Source organism: Thermoplasmata archaeon (assembly GCA_035632695.1).
Taxonomy (GTDB): Archaea; Thermoplasmatota; Thermoplasmata; order RBG-16-68-12; family RBG-16-68-12; genus RBG-16-68-12.
This window is the reverse complement of sequence record DASQGG010000205.1, coordinates 1-19,159: the sequence shown is the minus strand read 5'-3', so window position 1 is coordinate 19,159 and position 19,159 is coordinate 1. Positions and strand designations below refer to the sequence as shown.

19 protein-coding genes are annotated in these 19,159 nt (G+C 67.5%); 10 read left to right on the top strand and 9 right to left on the bottom strand.

The genetic code is table 11. The features are described from left to right. The 3 genes from VEY12_12855 to VEY12_12845 all read right to left on the bottom strand — a co-directional run. Window positions 1-270 (bottom strand): hypothetical protein (locus VEY12_12855; GenBank protein ID HYM41010.1); only part of this gene is annotated, 270 nt, incomplete at its 3' end. A gap of 22 nt (window positions 271-292) precedes the next feature. After that, window positions 293-733, bottom strand: coding sequence for a DUF4430 domain-containing protein (locus tag VEY12_12850; GenBank protein ID HYM41009.1), 441 nt, complete (start codon window positions 731-733; stop codon window positions 293-295). Continuing rightward, window positions 723-2,414: a PQQ-binding-like beta-propeller repeat protein gene (locus VEY12_12845; GenBank protein HYM41008.1), complete on the bottom strand. Its 1,692-nt coding sequence runs from the start codon at window positions 2,412-2,414 to the stop codon at window positions 723-725. The genes VEY12_12850 and VEY12_12845 overlap by 11 nt, the downstream gene beginning before the upstream one ends. A 69-nt stretch (window positions 2,415-2,483) precedes the next feature. On the opposite strand from VEY12_12845, the gene VEY12_12840 reads away from it, so the two are divergent. Then, complete coding sequence (locus VEY12_12840) at window positions 2,484-3,299, top strand: hypothetical protein (protein HYM41007.1); 816 nt, start codon at window positions 2,484-2,486, stop codon at window positions 3,297-3,299. On the opposite strand, the gene VEY12_12835 is transcribed toward VEY12_12840, so the two are convergent. Further along, entirely contained in the window at window positions 3,300-4,241 is a 942-nt protein-coding gene (locus tag VEY12_12835) for a helix-turn-helix domain-containing protein (GenBank protein HYM41006.1), read from the bottom strand. 218 nt (window positions 4,242-4,459) lie between these two features. Between VEY12_12835 and glmU the strand changes: the two genes are divergently transcribed. After that, window positions 4,460-5,650, top strand: coding sequence for a bifunctional sugar-1-phosphate nucleotidylyltransferase/acetyltransferase (gene glmU / locus VEY12_12830; protein HYM41005.1), 1,191 nt, complete (start codon window positions 4,460-4,462; stop codon window positions 5,648-5,650). Continuing rightward, on the top strand, window positions 5,651-7,444 hold the full coding sequence (gene glmS / locus VEY12_12825) for a glutamine--fructose-6-phosphate transaminase (isomerizing) (protein ID HYM41004.1): 1,794 nt from the start codon (window positions 5,651-5,653) through the stop codon (window positions 7,442-7,444). A 58-nt stretch (window positions 7,445-7,502) separates the two neighbouring features. On the opposite strand, the gene VEY12_12820 is transcribed toward glmS, so the two are convergent. Continuing rightward, window positions 7,503-8,726, bottom strand: a complete 1,224-nt coding sequence (locus VEY12_12820) for an MFS transporter (protein HYM41003.1) — start codon at window positions 8,724-8,726, stop codon at window positions 7,503-7,505. A 129-nt stretch (window positions 8,727-8,855) separates the two neighbouring features. Here VEY12_12820 and VEY12_12815 point away from each other — a divergent pair, with 129 nt between their 5' ends. Then, complete coding sequence (locus tag VEY12_12815) at window positions 8,856-10,316, top strand: acetyl-CoA hydrolase/transferase C-terminal domain-containing protein (protein ID HYM41002.1); 1,461 nt, start codon at window positions 8,856-8,858, stop codon at window positions 10,314-10,316. Window positions 10,317-10,329: 13 nt separating this feature from the next. Here the strand turns inward: VEY12_12815 and VEY12_12810 are convergent, their stop codons facing one another. The 4 genes from VEY12_12810 to VEY12_12795 are packed head-to-tail and all read right to left on the bottom strand — an operon-like array spanning window position 10,330 to window position 13,893. Further along, window positions 10,330-11,142 (bottom strand): CoA ester lyase, encoded by an 813-nt coding sequence (locus VEY12_12810; protein ID HYM41001.1) that lies wholly within the window; start codon window positions 11,140-11,142, stop codon window positions 10,330-10,332. Between the two features lie 20 nt (window positions 11,143-11,162). Next, complete coding sequence (locus VEY12_12805; protein HYM41000.1) at window positions 11,163-12,329, bottom strand: acyl-CoA dehydrogenase family protein; 1,167 nt, start codon at window positions 12,327-12,329, stop codon at window positions 11,163-11,165. Beyond that, window positions 12,310-12,801 carry a MaoC family dehydratase gene (locus tag VEY12_12800; GenBank protein HYM40999.1) on the bottom strand — a complete coding sequence of 164 codons (492 nt, stop codon included), beginning with the start codon at window positions 12,799-12,801 and terminating at the stop codon, window positions 12,310-12,312. Before VEY12_12800 ends, VEY12_12805 begins: the two co-directional genes overlap by 20 nt. Before the next feature lie 60 nt (window positions 12,802-12,861). Further along, window positions 12,862-13,893, bottom strand: coding sequence for a DMT family transporter (locus tag VEY12_12795; protein HYM40998.1), 1,032 nt, complete (start codon window positions 13,891-13,893; stop codon window positions 12,862-12,864). Window positions 13,894-14,033: 140 nt separating this feature from the next. On the opposite strand from VEY12_12795, the gene VEY12_12790 reads away from it, so the two are divergent. The 6 genes from VEY12_12790 to VEY12_12765 all read left to right on the top strand — a co-directional run. Then, complete coding sequence (locus tag VEY12_12790) at window positions 14,034-15,335, top strand: amino acid ABC transporter substrate-binding protein (protein HYM40997.1); 1,302 nt, start codon at window positions 14,034-14,036, stop codon at window positions 15,333-15,335. A gap of 21 nt (window positions 15,336-15,356) precedes the next feature. Then, entirely contained in the window at window positions 15,357-16,238 is an 882-nt protein-coding gene (locus VEY12_12785; GenBank protein ID HYM40996.1) for a branched-chain amino acid ABC transporter permease, read from the top strand. Next, window positions 16,235-17,191, top strand: a complete 957-nt coding sequence (locus tag VEY12_12780) for a branched-chain amino acid ABC transporter permease (protein HYM40995.1) — start codon at window positions 16,235-16,237, stop codon at window positions 17,189-17,191. Before VEY12_12785 ends, VEY12_12780 begins: the two co-directional genes overlap by 4 nt. Next, window positions 17,188-17,931, top strand: a complete 744-nt coding sequence (locus VEY12_12775) for an ATP-binding cassette domain-containing protein (GenBank protein HYM40994.1) — start codon at window positions 17,188-17,190, stop codon at window positions 17,929-17,931. Before VEY12_12780 ends, VEY12_12775 begins: the two co-directional genes overlap by 4 nt. Beyond that, window positions 17,918-18,625 (top strand): ABC transporter ATP-binding protein, encoded by a 708-nt coding sequence (locus VEY12_12770; GenBank protein ID HYM40993.1) that lies wholly within the window; start codon window positions 17,918-17,920, stop codon window positions 18,623-18,625. The genes VEY12_12775 and VEY12_12770 overlap by 14 nt, the downstream gene beginning before the upstream one ends. A gap of 96 nt (window positions 18,626-18,721) precedes the next feature. Next, a partial coding sequence (locus VEY12_12765) for a hypothetical protein (protein ID HYM40992.1) occupies window positions 18,722-19,159 on the top strand: 438 nt, incomplete at its 3' end.

Here is a 19,159-nt window from a genome sequence, read left to right as displayed (position 1 = left end):
CATGAAGAAGGAAAGGCCAAGCATCAAACCGGGCCCGTAGAACGCATAGGGACCGCCCCACAGGAACGGCTCGACGATCGCAAGGGTGACCATGGGCACGAGCACGGTCCACCACCGGCCGAGGACGGAGCCCGCGAGCATGCTGACCACGAAGATGGTCTCGAAGTTCGCGAAGTACCGGAGGAAGACGAGCTTGCCGAGGACGCCCAGGCCGATGAGGAGGACGCCGAAGGTGCACGTCTTGAGGTCTCCCAGCCCACGGCCGATCACGCCCCGGAGCCCTCCGCCCACCTCACGCACCCCCCTGGTCGGCGCCGTACCGCCAGGTTACGTTGACCCCGTTGGACAGCGGGTACAGGTTCGCCCCGCGGTCTCCGTACGCCGTGCCCACCCAGTACTGCCAACCTGAGCTGCTCGGTCCGCTCCCCGTGCCGTTGATCGAGATCACGAACACGCCGGGCGGCGACTGGTAGTACTGGTAGACCACGGGGAACCGCAGGACGCGGGCCGCCTCCATCAGGAGCCCGAACGCCGTGTTGTTCGTCGTGGTCACGGGACCGTAGCGGACCCTCCACGTGCCGCTGTCCACGAGGAGGCTCACGCCGCTCACCCGGCCGGGCGGCACCGGCGGCGCCTGGCTGGCCTGCGCCCAGCCGTAGAGGCCCGCGATGGCGACCCCGAGGACGATCAGGAAGATGAGCGCCTGGGTGCGCTCGGAAAGCCTACGGGGCATGGCGCCGCCTCCGCACGATCCAGAGGGTGAGGACCAGGGCCACGACGACCACCAGGACGGCGAACGTGATCGGCACCCAAGGGAGTCCGGATGGTGCCACCGGGGCGGCTTCCTGGAAGGCGTACAGGTGCCCGTTGTCGCTGGGGGCGAGGAGATAGCCGTCGGCCACGACCGGGGACCCGAAGATGTATTGGGCGGGCGAGGGCGTGTACGACCAGAGGAGCCCGCCCGTGCTCCCATTCAACGCGTACACGGTGCCGTTCGCGACGTTCGTGGCAAAGAAGACCTTGCCATCCGCCGCCGCGACGGAGGTCTGAACCGGCCCGTTCGGGATGAAGGACCAGACGACGGAACCGGTCGCGAGATCCAGAGCGGTGACTCGCCCTCCCGTCCCGAGCGAGCCTCCGCCCACCACGATTCTCGAGCCCACGAGAGCCGGCGAGGACACGCCGGCGGCGACGTTCGCTTTCCAGAGGAGCGCCATGGTCGTCGCATTCAGCGCGTACACGAACCCGTTCTTCGCGGGAACAACCACCTCGGATCCGGTGACCAGCGGCGAGGCGGCGACGGAGGCGTTCGTGCGGTAGAACCACCGGGGTGAGCCCGTGGTGGCGTCCAAGGACAGGAGCCCGTACGGCGGATCGTACGTAACCTGGGTCGTCGTATTGTAGCGGCCAATCACACCGACCAAGAGGAACCCGTTCGAGAGCGCGGGGGAGGAAAAACTCACGGACCCGAAGGCCGTGTGCCTCCACCGGATGGTACCGTTCGTCGCCCACAAGGCGACGACCTCGCCCGGCCCTCCCGTCTCGTTGAACGTCCCCACGTACGCAGTGCCGAGCCAGAGCTTCGGCGATGACGTGATGCCGCTGAACTGGGGGTGTTCGACCAGGGTCACGTTCCAGAGATCGGCCCCGCTCGACGCGTCGACCGCGTGGAGGCGTCCGTCCGAGCCTCCCAGGAGCAGCGTCCCGTTGAAGACCGCGGGGGTGGAGAGCCCGCGAATGGACGGGTTGGACCACGCGACGCCACCGGTCGCTTCGTTGATCGCGAAGAGCCCGTCCATGGTGAGGATGTACACGCGCCCGAAGGCTACCGCAGGGCTCGAGGCGATTTCCCGGAGATGGAGGTCCCGGTCCCACCGAACCGCGAGGCTACCTGGCGCACGGCTCGCGGAAGCGCCTGTGTTCGCGAGATCCCCCCGGAATTCTTGCACAGGGTACGGGCTGAGAGGCGTGGGGACGGGATACAGCGGCGCGTAGGTTACGGGATCAAAGCCCACCTGGGAGATCGCGAGGACATCGCCGTCGCGGAGGACGAGACTCGAGATGCCCACGAGGAGCTCATCCCATTCCGTCGTCGTGCGGTTCCAGAGGTACAGCCCGACGAGGCCGGGGGCGGACCCGAGCCCCACGATGTAGATCCCGAAGGAGGGCGACCACCCCCATGCGACGGCGACACCGGCCTGCGTGGCCGCGTCCCGGGTGGCGTTCCAGGACGCGTTCGAGGCGTCGGGACGCGCGATCGTGGCGTTCGACCACGCGTAGGTCCCGTCCCCGAAGTCAAAGAGGAAACGTGCGCCGATGGGCGTGCCCGGGGCGGCGCGGACCGAGAGACTCGCGGCGGGGGCGCCCGCGCACACGGCGACGAGCAGAACCGCAAGGACCGGGGACAACCGCACTTGACGCGCCTCTTCAAGTTCACTTGAGATGATTACGATGGACTTGACTACTTAAGTATGTTGGCGACCATGCGGAGCAGCGAAGGTGTCACCGTGAACGTCCTCCGGGACCTGAGGGAGAGCACCCGCATCCTCTTCCTGCAGGAGGTCACCGCGAACCGCCACACGCGTCTGCGGACGATCGCGGAACGACTGGGCATGAGCGTCCAGGGCACATCCGACTACGCGCACGATCTCGAGGCCGACGGCCTCCTCTCCGTCGCGGACGGCGAGTACAGGGCCACGAAGAAGGGCATCAATTCCCTCCAGGCACGCCTGCGAGAGCTGCGCGCCTTCGTCGAGCAGGCGAGCCGGAGCACCGCGTTCGTCGAGACGACCTTGGCGCTGTCCGGCGCGACGATCCGGAGGGGCGACCGCGTGGGCCTCTTCATGGAGCGCGGCTACCTCGTCGCCCATCCGGGTCGGGCCTCCACCTCGACGGGAATCGCGGCCGAGGATGCGGCGAAGGGCGAGGACGTGGCCGTCCGAGGCTTGGAGGGGATCGTCGCCTTGAAGCCGGGGCGGATCACAATCGCACGAGTCCCTGCCTCCCGCGCCTCCGCCCGGCGCGTGAGCCCGGAGGCGAGCCGCCGTATCCTACGGCGGTCCCGGGGCGCGCTCGTCGCGACCATGGAAATTGAGGGATTCATCGCCTCCCGCCGTCTCGGGCTCGAGCCGAAGATCGAATTCGCGCCGCTGGCCGGCACCGTGGCGGCGGCCGAGCGAGGCCTGGACGTGGTCCTGCTGGTCCCCGAGGAACGCGTCGCGGAGGCCGTGGAGGCCATCGAGGCCGCGAACGCCCGGCTCGAGGACAAGATCCCCTACGAGAGCCTCGCGCTGGGCTGATCACTCGAGCACAGACACGGCGTCGATCCGGCCGTCCCCATCGCGGTCCTGCCCGGAGACCACGCGGTAGAACTCGGTCCCGGATTCGTACCCGTCCAGGACGTCGTCCGCGAACTGGGTCAACCCAAGGATGCTCGAGAGGGTGCCCCGGTAGTGCAGGCCGCTCAGCACGACCACGGTCTTCGCGGGGTTCCAAGGGTTCGGGACCTTGGCCACGAGGCCCACGTCCTCGTCCGCGTACGTGCGCTTCGTCCGCGACGAGTCCACGTGCCAGACCTGCTTCCAATCGAAGTTCACCGCCAGGTGGGGGTTCAGGTCCATCGTGATGATGTTCGCCACGGGACCGCCGACGAGGACCATGTTCTCCTTGTCGGGGCCCGCGGCCTTCACCTCCGTGTCCAGGCGCGTGACGAGGCCCTTCGGCGCGGCGAACAGGCGGCCGAGGAAAAACCCGAGCTGCACCGCGTACGGGGAGTCCCGCGCCGTGGTCACGAACGGGCCGTGGGGGACAGGGGCGCCCACGACGATGCAGCCGTCGAACGTGCCGCCGCGGGAGAACTCCTCCAGGAATCGAGACACGATCCCGGACCGCGGCAAGGCGGGGAACGGCACCGAGGCGGTGCGTGACTTCAGGAGGATCGCGAATGCGTCGGCCGTGGGAGCGAGCACCCGGGCCGACGCACCCCGCTTGGGTTCCTCCCGGACGACTTTGAGGAACCCCGCGGTCTCGAGGCGCCGGACATGGTAGTACACCTTCTGCTCGTGGACTTTGAGGCGATCCGCGAGCGCGTTGGGGTAGTCCGGCTGCTTGGCCAGCTCCTGGAGGATCCGCCAGGCGAGCGGCGAGGACAGCGCTCCGACCCGGGCCGGCTTGTCGATCGTCTCGACCTCCCGAGCCACCGCGCCGTCTTGGCTCTCCTCGACAATCCAACGACGAGCCACGCCCGGAGGATGGGAATAATGCTATTAACAATTTTGTAATGGTTCTGGGAATGTTGTAAGAAAGTTATTAATACTGAACCGCTCTGGGACAGGGACATGCACGGACCGGTGCCGCCTCCCGGGACCACGCGACCGAGTCGGGCATCGCAAGGGATATTGACCACCCACGGACTATCCGCGGACGGTCGCGGCAGGGCCGCCATCCAGGTGCGATGCGCATGAAAGCCGTCATCCTCGCGGCCGGGGAGGGCGCCCGCATGGGACCCTTCACGGCGAGCGTCCCCAAGGTCATGATCCCCGTCGGCAACCGCCCGATTCTCGAGTACGTGGTCCGCGCGCTCGTGGAGACCGGAATCCGAGACCTCCTCATGGTTACGGGCTATCGCCGCGAGCGCATCCAGTCGTATTTCCAAGACGGGAAGGCGTTCGACGCCCGCATTACCTACATCCCGGAGCCCAAGCAGCTGGGGACCGCGCACGCGGTCCGCCAGGCCCGGCCGAGTCTCGAGGGCCGCTTCCTCGTGCTGAACGGATCGAGCCTCATCGACAAGCAGTTCGTCTCCGATCTCCTGGATCACGCAGACGGGCCCGCGGTCGCGATCAAGGAGAGCGAGCGCCCCCAGGAGTATGGGGTCGTCACCCTGCGCGGGCGGAATGTCGTTGCCATCACGGAGCGGCCGAGGGAGGTCACGTCGAACCTGATCAGCACGGGTGCGTACGTCCTGGAGCCACCCGTCTTCGACCTGATCGATCGCGCGGCGGAGGAAGACCACCACGACCTCCCGACCGTCCTCTCGGAATGGGCCAAGACCACGCCGATCACGGCCGTCCAGTCCACGGGGACCTGGGTCGACGCGCGCTATCCGTGGGACCTCCTGCGGCTCAACGCGACGGCGCTCCAGGCGACCCAGGACGTCCGCGCGGGGACGATCGAACGAGGCGTCACGATTCGCGGCCGCGTCGCCATCGGGGACGGGTGTACGATCCGGGCCGGCACCTACCTGCAGGGACCGCTCTCCCTGGGCCCCGGCTGCGAGATTGGGGCGAATGCCGTCGTCCTGCCCTCATCAAGTCTGGGCAAGAACGTGCGGGTCGGGCCCCTCACCACGATTGCCAACTCCATCCTCATGGACGACGTGAACCTCGGACCGTCGAGCGTGGTCCAAGACAGCGTCCTGGGCTCCGGGGTCATCGCGCGTGCCGGACTCCTCGCCGCCTCGGGACCCGCCGACGTGTCGATCGAGGGCGAATACCACCCGGTCCGTCAGATCGGCGCGCTCATCGGGGAGGACTCCGAACTCGCGAACGGCGTGAGCGTGGACTGCGGTGCGGTAATCAACGAGCGTGCCCGGGTTCTGTCCGGGGCGCGGCTCCGCGGGACGGTTCCCGCCGGTGCGGTGGTCCAGTAGATGTGCGGCATCATCGGCTATGCGGGACAGCGGGACGCGCTGCCCATCCTCCTGGACGGCCTCAAGCGCCTGGAGTACCGCGGGTACGACAGCGCGGGCGTCGCAATCGTCGGGAGTGGCCTTCAGATCGCGAAGGACAAGGGCTTCATCGCGAACCTCGAGGCCCAGCTCCCTCAGATGCACGGGGCGACGGGCCTGGCGCACACGCGGTGGGCGACCCACGGCGCGCCGTCCAAGGTGAACTCCCACCCGCACACGGACTGCACGGGGAAGATCGCCCTCGCGCACAACGGGATCATCGAGAACTACTCCGCGCTCCGGGAGAAGCTCGAAGGGGAGGGGCATGTGTTCCGAACGGAGACCGACACGGAGAGCCTCGTCCACCTGATCGAATCCTTCTACCATGGGGACCTCGAGGACGCCGTGCGGAAGGCGCTCGCGGAGGTCCGCGGCTCGTACGCGATCGCCGTCGTGCACGAGGACGAGCCCGGCAGGGTGATCGGAGCGCGGAACGAGAGCCCGCTCGTCGTCGGCATCGCGCCGGACGAGACCTTCTTGGCGTCCGATGTCCCGGCGCTGCTCAAGTACACGGACAAGGTCGTCTACGTGATGGACAAGGAGATGGTCGTCCTCACGCCGCAGCGGGCGACCGTGAAGGACCTCCAGGGCAAGGTGGTCTCCCGCGAACCCCAGCGGATCCTCTGGAACCTGGAAGACGCGGAGAAGGGCGGGTTCGAGCACTTCATGATCAAGGAGATCCACGAAACGCCCAAGGCGATCCACGAGACCCTCCTCGGGCGCGTCGCGAACCTCGAGGTCGACGGGTTCCTTGCCGAGGACGTCACGAACGTGAAGCTCGTGGCGTGCGGCACATCCTACCACGCCGCCCTCGTGGGCAAGTACATCTTCGAGGAGATCGCGCACATCCCCGCGAGCGCGGAGCTCGCCTCGGAGTACCGGTACATGCAGGCCGCGACGGAGCGCCCCCTCGTGGTCCTGATCTCCCAGAGCGGCGAGACGGCGGACACGCTTGGCGCGGCCCGGGAGGCGAAGCGCCGCGGCTGCAAGACGCTCGGGATCTGCAACGTGATCGGCTCAAGCCTTTCCCGGGAGGCGGACAAGACGATCTACACCCGCGCCGGGGTCGAGATCGGCGTCGCCGCGACGAAGACGTTCGTGGCGCAACTCATCGTCCTGTACCTCGTCGCGCTTCGGATGGGTCTGGACCGAGGCACCTTGGGCTACGAGGAGGCGGAGCGGCTGAAGGACGAGCTGCGCTCCCTCCCCCGTGCCGTCCTGGCCGTGCTGAACAAGGAGACGGAGATCCGGGACCTCGCCGAGGTGTACGGGAAGGACGCGAGGGACGTGTTCTACCTGGGCCGGCACGTGAACTATCCCGTCGCCATGGAGGGGGCCCTCAAGCTCAAGGAGATCTCCTACGTCCACGCGGAGGCGTACGCGGCGGGAGAGCTCAAGCACGGTCCTCTCGCCCTGATCACGAAGGACACCCCGGTCCTCGCGATCGCCGTGGACGACCCGACCTACGAAAAGATGCGGTCCAACGTGGGCGAGGTGAACGCCCGCGGCGCCAAGATCCTGGGCATCGGCACCGAGGGCGACCGGGAGCTACCCAAGTTCGTGGACGACCTGGTCGCGGTCCCGCGGACGTCTTGGATCTTCTCCCCGGTCCCCGTGAGCGTGGCCCTCTTCCTGTTCGCGTACCACGTCGCTCGTTTGCGCGGTTGCCCGATCGACAAGCCCCGCAACCTGGCGAAGAGCGTCACCGTGGAATGATGGCCGGAGCAGGCCCGGCTGCTCCTCGGCGGAGGCATGCTCCGGACGCGTGCCGGGGCTACGTAGAAGCAGGCGCGGATGGGCGGGGGATTCCGATCCGCGCGTAGATCGCAGCTGCGACGAACACCAAGGCGCCCATCGCGTACCAGCACACCGCATACCCAAACCCGGAGATCACGAACGCGGCGAGGATTGGCGCGACGACGCCGCTCAGCTGCCAGAAGACATTCGCGAATCCCGTGACGTGGCCCGCCCGCTCTTCCCCGATCTCGGACACGATCTCCGCGTTGATCGGGGTCACGAGGAAGCGGAAGAATCCCATGGCCAGGGCGACGCCCAGGATCACGAAGAAATCCTGGAACGCGGCGAGAAGGAGGAAAGCGACCCCGTAGAGGATTAGGGAGGACACCGCCGCGCGACGGATTCCCACCCGGTTCATCACGTATCCCGAGACCAGGGTCGACGGGATTCCGGCGAGCGCAAGGAAGGCGACGGCGAGGCCCGCGGGGAAGGCGGCCATGCCCGTCCCGACGAAGTAGTCGAAAGCGAAGAGGGTGACCGCCCAGTATGGAAGGAAGAACGCGAAGCCCCCGAACGCGATGAGCAGCGAATTCCGAGTAATCAGGAAGGCTAGGCTGGCCCGCTGAGGCCGGAAGACCTCCACGTCGATGAAGAGGTAGACGACGCCGAGGAGGATAGCGACCAGGGCCACGAGGGTGTACCCGCCGCGCCATCCCACGGCGACCGCGGTAATCGGAAGGACGATTCCAAGGAGGAAGACGGACATGGGCCACGCCAGGCTGTAGTAGCCCATAGCAACTGCACGCCGCTCCCGGGACGGAAACAGTGCGGTCAAGGCCCGAACCGTGTCCGGGTAGATCCAGCCGGCCGCGAGGCCCATCAGGAGACTCGACAGATATTCGACGGCCATGCCCTCCGCGGAGCCGCCTAAGAGCAGGGCGAGGCCGACCGCGATCAGGGAGACTCCGGTGACGAGGTTCGGCCGAACTCGGTCGGCCACGAGCCCCGCGGGAACCTGGACGGCCACGTAGCCCACGAAGAAGAGGGAGAAGACCAAGGAATCCTCGAAGAGCGTGGGCCGCAAGGAGGTCGCGTAGACGTCGAAGACGCTCCAGATCATCCGCCCGAAGTAGCTCATGAAGAACGCGGCGGAGGAGAGGGTCACGATGACCCAGGGATTCCGGATCCTCGCACGCCGGAAGAAGCGCCGGGAGACCGCCGCGCTATCGGCTCCGCCCGACGAAACCGGCTTGCCTCCCATGGGTGTCCGAGCCTCGCCACGGCGAGCGTCCCTGATATCCCCTTCGGGCGACGACCCGTGGCGCGGCGCCAAGGACCATACGATTATGGGGAAGACCGTCATGGCCGGGACGCGCGGATCGCGCGAGCCATGAGCAATCGAGTTCGTCCTACATCGCTGCGTTCCCGGGTCATGGATGCCGCGGAGGCCGTGGAGCGCTTCGTGCCGGAGCGCGGCTCCATCGCCTTCTCTTGCATGGGCGGATCCTCCCTAGCCAAGGAGGTCCCCGACGCGCTTGGCCGGGCAGCTGCGTCGGGTCGTGGATTCAACCTCACCCTGCTCACGGGCGGCGCAACGACCGAGCGCTTCGAGCGCGCGATCGCGCCCGTCGGTATCCGTCGCCGATTCCCCTACCTGAGCGGACCTGCGCGGAAAGGTGTGAACGACGGCCGCGTCGAGTTCTTCGATCCCCGGATCGGCGAGGTCCCCGAGTTCGTCCGCCGCGGCATCTTCACGGGAGGGAAGCCCATCGACGTCTCGGTCATCGAGGCCACGGCCATCGGCGAGCGCGGGCATGTGATCCCGTCGCTGTCCCTGGACGCCCTCCCTGCATTCGTGGAAGCGAGCCGGCACGTCATCATTGAGGTCAACGAGCGGAAGCCCGACCTGACCGGGCTGCACGACGTCTACCGAGTGCGTCCCGGTGTGCCCATCCCCATCCGGGGCGTCCGCGACCGGGTCGGCACGCCGTACGTGACCGTGCCGCCTTCCAAGATCGCGGCCATCGTGATCACGGACCGGAAGGAGGAAGCCTCCGCGGCCTACAGCGGCACGGTGCCCGCGGACCGCCAAATCGCGGACGCGGTCGCGGGCTTCCTCGAGGCGGACCTCAAATCCGGGGATGCCGGTCGCTTCGCGCTCCAGCTGGGCGCCGGGCCTCTCGCGGCCGCCCTCCTCGATGCGCTCCCCTTCCGGGATCTCGACATCTGGACGGAGGGCATCCCCGCGCGGTGGGCGGAGGCCGTCGGCGACAGGGTCCGCGGAATCAGCACGACGGCCATGTACCTGCTCCCCGGGGATGAGGGTGTGCTCGACGAGGTCTTCGCACGCATCGAGGCCGTCCGAAAGCGCATTGTGCTCCGGCCCTACGACGTGTCAAACAGCCTGGAGGTCATCGCCCGCCTCAACCTGATCACGGTCCAGCAGGCCCTCGAGGTCGACCTCTTCGGAGGCGCGAACACGTCCCACATCGGGAGCGCAATCCACAACGGCGTGGGCGGGTCGCCGGACTTCGACCGCGCAGCCCGCTTGGTCGTCGTGGCCATGCCGTCCACCGCGGGCGGGGGCCGCTTCTCCCGCATCGTGCCCTTCGCGTCCAGCCCGGACATCCCGCGGCAGGACGTGGACGTCCTGATCACGGACCAAGGATGCGCGGACCTTCGGGGCAAGTCCGCGCGGGAGCGCGCGGAGGCAATCATCGATCGCTGCAGCCACCCCGCGTTCCGCGACCGACTGTGGGAGTACTACCGCGTCGCGCGCGCGAAGGGCGGCCACCTTCCCATCGACTGGGAGGCCGCGGCGCGTTTCCGGGACGGGGACGAGCGCCGGTGAAAGGGCCTTCGGCTCAGGTACCGGCCCGCTCGAGGACCTTCTGCGCCCACCGATAGTGGACCGCGTCGACGACCTGGTCGCGGACCCGGATGGCCCCTCTGCCGTTCCGGGCGGCGGACTCGTACGCGTCCACAACCTGCCGAGCCCAGGCCACCTCCTTGGGATCGGGAGCGTAGATCGCGTTGGCCAGGGTGACCTGCCGCGGGTGCACGACCTGCTTCCCGACGTAGCCCAGGCCCCGGGACTCAAGGGCTTCCGAGCGGAACCCGTCGACGTCCTCGAGGTCGAAGTACACCCGATCGATCGCGTCCACCCCGTACGCCGAGGCGACCGTGACGATCCGGGTCTTCACGTAGACATTCCGCGCGTACGCCCGGATGTCGCCGCCGACGGAGACCGCAAGGTCTCCCGCCCCGTAGCTCACGGCGACCACGCCCTCGCTGCGCACCACATCCTCGATGCGAGTGAGGCCGAGGGCGGTCTCGATCAGAGGGACCAGGTTCTTCCCCGTGTCCCGGGAGACGGGGGACAGGTCGCCCTCCGCCTTGGGAATCACGAGGGCGTCCACACGGCCCTCCCGGCTCACGACCTTCACGTCTTCAGGTCCCTCGGGGCTCCCGAGCCCGTTCACGCGCACGCAGACCTCGCGCCGTCCCCACGCGATGCGCCGGATGTCCGCGGCGAGCGTGCCCCGGGTCGGGACCTTCTGCTCGGGAGGGATGGCGTCCTCCAGGTCCAGGATCACGGAGTCGGCCTCCAGGGTGGCCGCCTTCTCCAGCATCCGCGGGTTGTTCGCGGGCACGTACAGCTGGCTCCGGCGTTTCATGCGAGCCCCCTCGTCGCCTCCTAGTACGATTTGGGGAGGCCGAGGACGCTGTGCGCCACGTAGCCCAGGACCAGGTTGTTCGCGACAGGCGCCACCTGGTAGAGCCTCGTCTCCCGAAGCTTGCGTTCGATGTGCATGTCCCTCGTCATGCCGTAGCCGCCGTGGACGTCCATGGCCACGTTGCCCGCATGCCAGGAGCACTGGGAGGCGAGGTACTTGGCGAGGTTGGCGTACTTCCCGACGTCCCGGGAGTCCGCGTCCGCCTCGTACCGCCGCACGGCCTCCCAGCGGACGAGATCCGCGGCCACGAGCTCCGCGTACGCCTCTGCGATGGGGAATTGCACCCCTTGGTAGCTCCCGATGGGCTTCCCGAAGACGACGCGGTGCTTCGCGTATTCCGTCGCCCGGTCGATGAACCAGCGGGCGTCGCCGAGGCACTCCGAGGCGATCAGCATCCGCTCCGGGTTGAGGACGTGGAGCAGGTACTCGAAGCCGCGGCCCTCCTCGCCAATCCGCGCGTCGCCCGGGATCTCGACGTCATTGAAGAACACCTCGTAGGTCTGGCTGTTGAACATCGTCCGCACACGCGTGCGCTCGATCCCCTTCGCCTCGCGCAGATCGAGGAGGAACAGGCTGAGCCCCTTCGTGCGTCCCGCGACCTCGTCGAGGGGTGCCGTGCGGGCCACGAGGACCATGAGGTCGCTCTGTTCGACCCGGGAGACGAACATCTTCCTACCGCTCACGACGTATCCGTCGCCGCGGGGCCGGGCCGTCGTGCGGATGCGGGCCGTGTCGCTCCCCGCTTCGGCCTCCGTGAGTGCGAAGCTCTGCATCCGCAGCTCGCCTTTCGCGAGGGGGCCGAGGACCTTCTTCCTCAAGTCGGGCGCGGCGAAGCGGGACACCAGGAAGGACAGGTAGTACTGCCCGTGGAACGGCTGCGCGTTCCCGCCGCGGGCGTGAATCTCCTCGAGGACGCGGACGGCGTCGGAGAGGGTGCCGCCCGGGCCGCCGTATTCCTGCGGCACCAGGAGGCCGCCGAAGCCGAGGCCTTCGAACTCCTTCACGAAGGCCTCCGGATACGCCTCGTGCTCCTCGAGGCCCTTCCAGTAGTCCGGGCCGTACGCGTCCATGAGGCGCGCGACGTTCGACCGGATGAGCTCCTGGGCGTCAGTGGGCCCGGTCGACATCCCACGTCACCCCGCGCTTCCGGACCATGAAGACCCGGTCGAATTCGACGACGGTCTGCCCGCGCTCATTCCGACCCCTCGTGCGCAAGGTCACCAAGCCGAAACCTGCCCGGGTCCGCGACTCGCGGACCTGGGTGACCTCGGCCTCCGAGTATAGGGTGTCCCCGTGGAATACGGGCTCGAGGAACTTCACATTCTCCATCCCTACCTGGAAACCGTTTCGGCTCGTCGCGTCCACGAGCAGTCCCGCCGCGATCGCGATCGTCAGGAACCCGTTGACGACCAGACGTCCGCGGAACGGTTCCCCGGGAAACGTCTTCCGGGTGTAGTCTTGATTGAAGTGGATCTGGTTCGAGTTCCCCGTGAGCAGGGTGAACCAGACGTTGTCCGTCTCCGTGATCGTCCGCCCGATCCGGCTCTGGACCTTCATCCCCGGATGGAAGTCCTCGAAGAACGGACCCTCCTCGACCACCGCCTTTCCCCCGCGGGACAGCCCGCGCGGCGGTAATGAACCTTCCGCGGGCGGACGATCTTAGGGGCGGCGGGGACCGCCCCACTCGACGACGGCGGGGTCTGCGGGCACGTTCGCGAGGCCCGCGGCGCCGGGCTCCGGAATCGGCTGCTCCCCCCTCGTCGTCACGTACGTCCCGAGGAGGATGAGCCCCCCGCCCAGGAGGGTGAAGGCGTCGAGGACCTCGCCGAGCATCGCAACGGCGAACAGCGTGGCGACGAGGATCTCCAGGAGCACGAGGAGGCTGGAGACCGTCGGGGAGATCGTCCGGAGGCTCAGGGTGTACAGGAGCATGGGCAGGAACGTCGGGACCAGGCCGAGGTAGGCGATCGCGGTCCAGGAGATGGCGCCGGACGGCCAGCCGCCGCGAACGAACGGGAGCGGCAGGAGGGACCACAGGGCGGTCGTCGCAATGACCATGGTCACGAGGGCGAGATAATCCCCACCACGGTCGACCATCCCCTTCAGGCCGATCACGTAGAAGGCCCACATGACTCCCGCCATGAACACGAGGACATCGCCGAGGAAGTCGCCGCCGCCCAGGGTGTCGGCGTTCAGCTTCGTGGCGAGGACGACGACGCCGAGGAGACCCAAGCCGATCCCGGTGGCCCGGGCCAGGGTGGTTTTCTCCTTGTACACGAAGACCATGAGGATTGCAATGAACACGATGTTCACGTTCACGAGGAGCGCGGTCTTCGACACGGTGGTGTACACCAACCCGACGTTCTGCAGGTTGAAGGCGAGGGAGTTCACGAGCCCGAGCCCCCAGATCCACGGTTCCCGCAGAAAGGACCACCGGAGACGCCGCATGCCTGCGAGGACGGCGAGGCCGAGAAGGGCACCGATTCCGAGCCGCGCCGCCGTGATCACGAGCGGGTCCACGGGGCCCGCGATGAGCTTGGTCCCCGGGAATGCGGTGCCCCAGAACACGCTCGCCAGGACCACGAACACGTAGTCGCGCCGACGGGCGTCCACGGGACCGGGGAAGGACCGGCCCAGGTTGAGACTTTCGACGGAGACGGTCCGAATCGCGCCGCCGGAAGCAAACCGCAAGTAGCTTAAGCCCACCCGCGCTACCTTCCCCGTCGGACCGAGGGGAGGCGAGTGACGACCAGTGAAGGCCCTGGGATTACTCCTGGGGAACCTGACATCGCCGATACGCTGGCCCCGCGGGTTGTCGGAGGTAAGGTAGCATGACTCAACCGGTCGAGCCGCAGCCGGCGCCAGCCGGCGCGGCGAAGGGTGGACGGGGGAAGCTGATAGCGATCATCGTCGTGGTCGTCGTGATCCTGGTCGCAATTGCCGCGGTGGCGATCTACTACCTGGGACAGCCGCCCGCCGCGAACACGATCAAGCTTGGCTTCACGATCTCCCTCACGGGCACGTACAACATCGAAGGGACTAACTCCCTGAACGGAATCAAGACGGCCGTTCAGTGGATCAACACCCACGGCGGCGTCACGGTGAACGGGACGTCCTACCAAATCTCGCTCGATTACGTGGACGACCAGAGCCTATCCACCAACATCCCGACCACATACACGTCGTTCGTCACGACGGACCACGACCAGTTCCTCCTGGCGCCGTACAGCAGCGGCCTCACGGCGGCCGCCGCACCCGTCGCGGACACGTACAACACGGTCATGCTGTCCCACGGCGGCGCTTCCGACACGATCTTCCAGCACGGATACAAGAACGTCGTCGAGGTCCTCAGCCCGGCCTCGGGGTACCTCAAGGGCGCTCTCGATTACCTCAAGGCGAACCACCCGACGGACAAGATCGCCCTGCTGTACGCGAACGACGCCTTCTCCATCATCTGCGGGCAAGGGGCGGCCGCCTACGCGGCGAGTCTTGGCCTGAACGTGGTCTACAACCAGAGCTACCCGTCCACGGCGACGGATCTGTCGACGCAGCTCACCGCCGCGAAGAACGCGGGAGCGACCGACCTGCTGGGCGGCGGACACTTCACGGACGGCGTGGCCATCATGCAACAACTCACGTCGGTGGCGTGGACCCCCAGCTTCGTTTCTCTCCTCGTCGCCGTGACGGAGGGGAGTTTCCAGTCGCAGCTCCACGCAGCCTCGAACAACGTGACCGGACCGTCCCAGTGGGAGACGAGCGTGAGCTACACGCCGTCGATGGCGACGGCCGCGGGCTTCACGTGGTACGGGCCGAGCGGGGCCCAGTTCACCTCCCTCTACGGGAACCTGACGAGCAGCGCGACGCCGACCTATCACTCGGGAGAAGCCGCGGCGACGGTGTTCATCCTGGCGCACGCCATCCAAGTGGCGCAAAGCCTCAACACCGCGAGCGTGCGAGCCGCCCTCGGGTCCATGAAGGCAATGACTTTCTTCGGGGAGTTCCAGGTCAGTTCCACCGGACTGCAGATCGCCCACTCCATGGTCGTCGACCAGTGGCAGGCCGGCGCCCTCAAGGTCGTCTGGCCGACCTCGGTCGCGTCGGCCGCCGTGCAGTACCCCTATACAGGAAGCTAAGGTCCAGGACTTGAGAACCGCATGGTCGACGCGGGGACCCTAGCTGCGTTCCTAGTTTACGGGGTGCTCCTAGGTTGCGTCCTCGCCGCGATCGCCCACGGGCTCAACCTGATCTGGGGCGTCACCAAGGTGGTGAACATCGCCCATGGGGAGTTCGTCATGCTCGGGGCCTACGGTGCCTACTTTCTCAACCTGTATTGGGGGCTCGACCCCCTCGTCGCCGCGCCCATCGATGCCCTCCTGGGCCTGGCAATCGGCATCGGCTTCTACTTCGGCTTCCTGCACCGCGAGCTACGCGGGAAGGAACAGGTGACGCTCCAGACCGAGCTCGTGACCCTGGTGGCGACCTTCGGGCTCAGCTTGGTCCTGGTGAACCTGGGTGTGGCCGTCCTGGCCCACCCGGTCGCCGTGCGGTACAGCACGCCGACCCTCGTCTTCGGACCCATTGACCTCCCCTTGGGAGGTACGTATGTCGCGGTGGCATCCGTCGCGATCATCGCCGCGACCCATGTCTTCCTGACGCGCACCTACCTGGGAAGAGCCATCCGCGCCTACAGCCAAGACATCGCCGCCGCGAAGCTCATGGGGGTCGACCCGACGAAGGTCGCGGCCGTGGCGACCGGCCTCGGATTCGCCACGACCATGGCGGGAGGCGCCCTCCTCACCGTGTGGCTCCATGTCGGCATCGACCCCTACCTGGGACAGATCTACGCACCCATCAGCTTCGTCATCGTGGCTCTCGGCGGCGCCGGAAAGATGTGGGGCAGCCTCGTCGGGGGGCTCACGCTCGGCATCCTGCTCGACGTGTTGCCGGCGTTCATCCCCTCGGATTTCGCCTACGCGATCGCGTTCCTCGTGATCATCCCCGTGCTCGTCTTCACGCCGGAGGGCATCCTCCGATGAACGCGGGTGCCATATCCCGTCGATGGCGAGAGCTCGGAGCGACGGCTCAGGGCCTCGCACTCTTTCTCGTCGCGCTGGCTGTCGTCGGTCCCTGGCTGCCCGTTGCCCTGCTCACCGTCCTCGTGCTTCTCCTGATCTACGCGTCCTGGGCGTACTCGATAAACCTGATCACGGGCCTGACGGGCTACGTGAGCTTCGGCCACGTCGTGTTCGTCGGGGTGGGGGCGTACACCCTGGGATTCCTGATCGACACCTGGAAAGTGGACCCGCTCGTGGGGGTCGCCGCGGGCGGCCTCGTCGGCGCGGCCCTCGCGGGCGGCATCGGTGTCGTGACGCTTCGTCTCCGCGGCGTGTACTTTGCGATCGCGACCCTCGTCACCCCCCTCGCGGCCTACCACATCATCTCCGCCACGCCCGCGCTGGGCGGCGGTGCGGGGCTGTTCCTGAACCTCGGGTTCCGGACGCTCGCCCAGTACTACACGCTTTGGGTCCTGCTCGGGGCCGAGATCGGGGTCACCTGGTGGGTGACGCGCGGGCGGCTCGGCGCGGGGATCCGGGCCCTCCGAGACGATGAGGACGCCGCGGCCGCGGTGGGGATCAACGTGCCCCGCCTCAAGCTGGAGCTCTACATGGTCAGCGGCTTCTTTGCGGGAGCCGCCGGCTCCGTCCTCGGGTGGTACCTCTCGGGCGTCTTCCCGCAGGCCAGCTTCGACCTCGGATTGTCGCTCCTCATGCTCGCCATGATCGTGGTTGGCGGCATGGGTACCCTCCTTGGTCCCATCTTGGGGGCCATCCTGGTCTACATTCCCTACCAGCTACTCCTTCGCGTACTCCCCCAAGGCCAAGCCATCGTCATCGGCGTGGTCGTCATCGTCGTCGCACTGTTCGTCCCCCAGGGCATCGTCGGAACGATCCGGCGGTATCTCCCCGAGGCGCGGGGGTTCATCGAGTGACCCGGCGCCTCGAGGCCCGCGATATCGTGAGGAACTTCGGAGGGGTGCAAGCCCTGCGAGGCGTTTCCCTCCATGTCGAGGAAGGTGAGATCGTGGGCCTCATCGGACCCAACGGCTCAGGGAAGACGACCCTGCTCAACATCCTCTCCGGCAGCCTTTCACCCTCGTCGGGCCAGGTGCTCCTGGATCGCGAGAGGGTCGATCGGTTCCCGCCGTACCGCGTGGTCCATGCGGGGGTCGCGAAAACCCATCAGATCCCCAAGCCCTTCTCGGGCATGACCGTACGCGAGAACGTGTCGGTGGCGGCCATGTTCGGCGGGCGGGAGCCCGACCCCACCCGAGCCCACCAGGAGACGGATCGCATCTTGTCCCTCGTCGAGCTCCGCTCCCGCGCGGACGTGCCTGCCGGTTCGCTCACGGTCCAGGAGAAGAAGCGTCTCGAGTTCGCCCGCGCACTCGCCACGGGAGCGCGGTTCCTCCTCTTGGACGAGACTTTCGCAGGACTCTCCCCGGAGGAGGTGCGCGCGTTGGTGGACCTCTTCCGGAAGGCCCAAACGGAGCGCGGTTTCGGGGCGCTCGTGGTGGAGCATGTCATGCGCGCAGTCCTGAGCCTCGCAGCCCGGGTCGTTGTCCTGGAAGAAGGTCGGGTCATCGCGGAGGGCACGCCCCAGGCCATCGTGCAAAACCCCGCCGTCGTTGAGGCCTACCTCGGCCGGGAGGCCGTGCGTGCTCCGGCTTGAGGGCATCCATGCCGGGTACGGCGGTACCCAGATCCTCCGGGACGTGACCCTGGAGGCCAGGGATGCGGCGATGACGGTCATCGTAGGCCCGAATGGCGCGGGCAAATCGACGATCCTCAAGGTGGTCACGGGTCTCCTGAGCCCATCGAAGGGACGCGTCATGTTTCAGAACGAGGACATCACGGAGGTACCCGCGCACCTACGGCCGGAGCGAGGCATCGCCGCGTGCCCGGAAGGGCGTCGCTTGTTCCCACAACTGACGACGGAAGCGAACCTCCTCCTGGGTGCGTACAACTCCCGGGCGAGGAAGGACGCGGAGGCCACACTCCAACGGGTCTACGAGCTGTTCCCGCGCCTTCGCGAGCGAGCGCGGGTGAAGGCGGGACGTTTGAGCGGCGGCGAGCAGCAGATGGCCGGCATCGGCCGCGCCCTGATGGCCAAGCCCTCCATTCTCGTCCTCGACGAGCCCAGCCTCGGACTCGCGCCCCTGGTGGTCTCGGAGATCTTCGAAACCATCCAAGAGCTTCGCGGCGAGGGGCTAGGGCTGCTCCTGGTGGAGCAGAATGCGTATCAAGCCCTTCGGATCGCGGACTTCGGGTACATCGTGGAGAACGGCCAGATCGTGCGGTCCGGGGAGCCTTCCAAGCTCCTCGACCTGGAGCAGCTGCGGAAGGACTACTTCGCAATCGCGTGACCCGCAGGACGGACCCCATGACCCGCCAAACGTATCACCCTTGAGAACCGCAAGGCCTGGTTCAAGATGACCGCCGGCCCTCCCGGATGAGAGACAATGGAGGGGTCCTTCGGCGCATCCGCCGTCTGCCCGCCCCACCAGGCGGAACTCGCTTCCTTCTCCCGGGCGTTCCTGGACCCTCCCCAGGAGGCGCTCCTGCGGCGATCCGAAGGAGAGCTCCACCTGCAGCGCATCCTCCGCGCGATCGACGGATGCCCCCGCTGCGCCCCGCACCTGCGCGATCGGGAGCCGAAAGGGATCGTCCTGTCCTCGGCCGCGGGCTCGGACCCGTGGTCGGACCCTCGGGTGCGGGTTGTCTGCACGCGCGGGCCCGGGGGAGGCTGGGTGTGCTCCTACCATGCGGAGCTGAAACGGAAGCTTCTCCTGCTTGGCGATGCCTCCGCGCGGAAGACGGATCTCGTGCGCCCGTCGGTCTACGACGGCGTGCCTGACACGTACCGTGAGCAACTCGGAGCCAAGGTCATGACCCGGCAC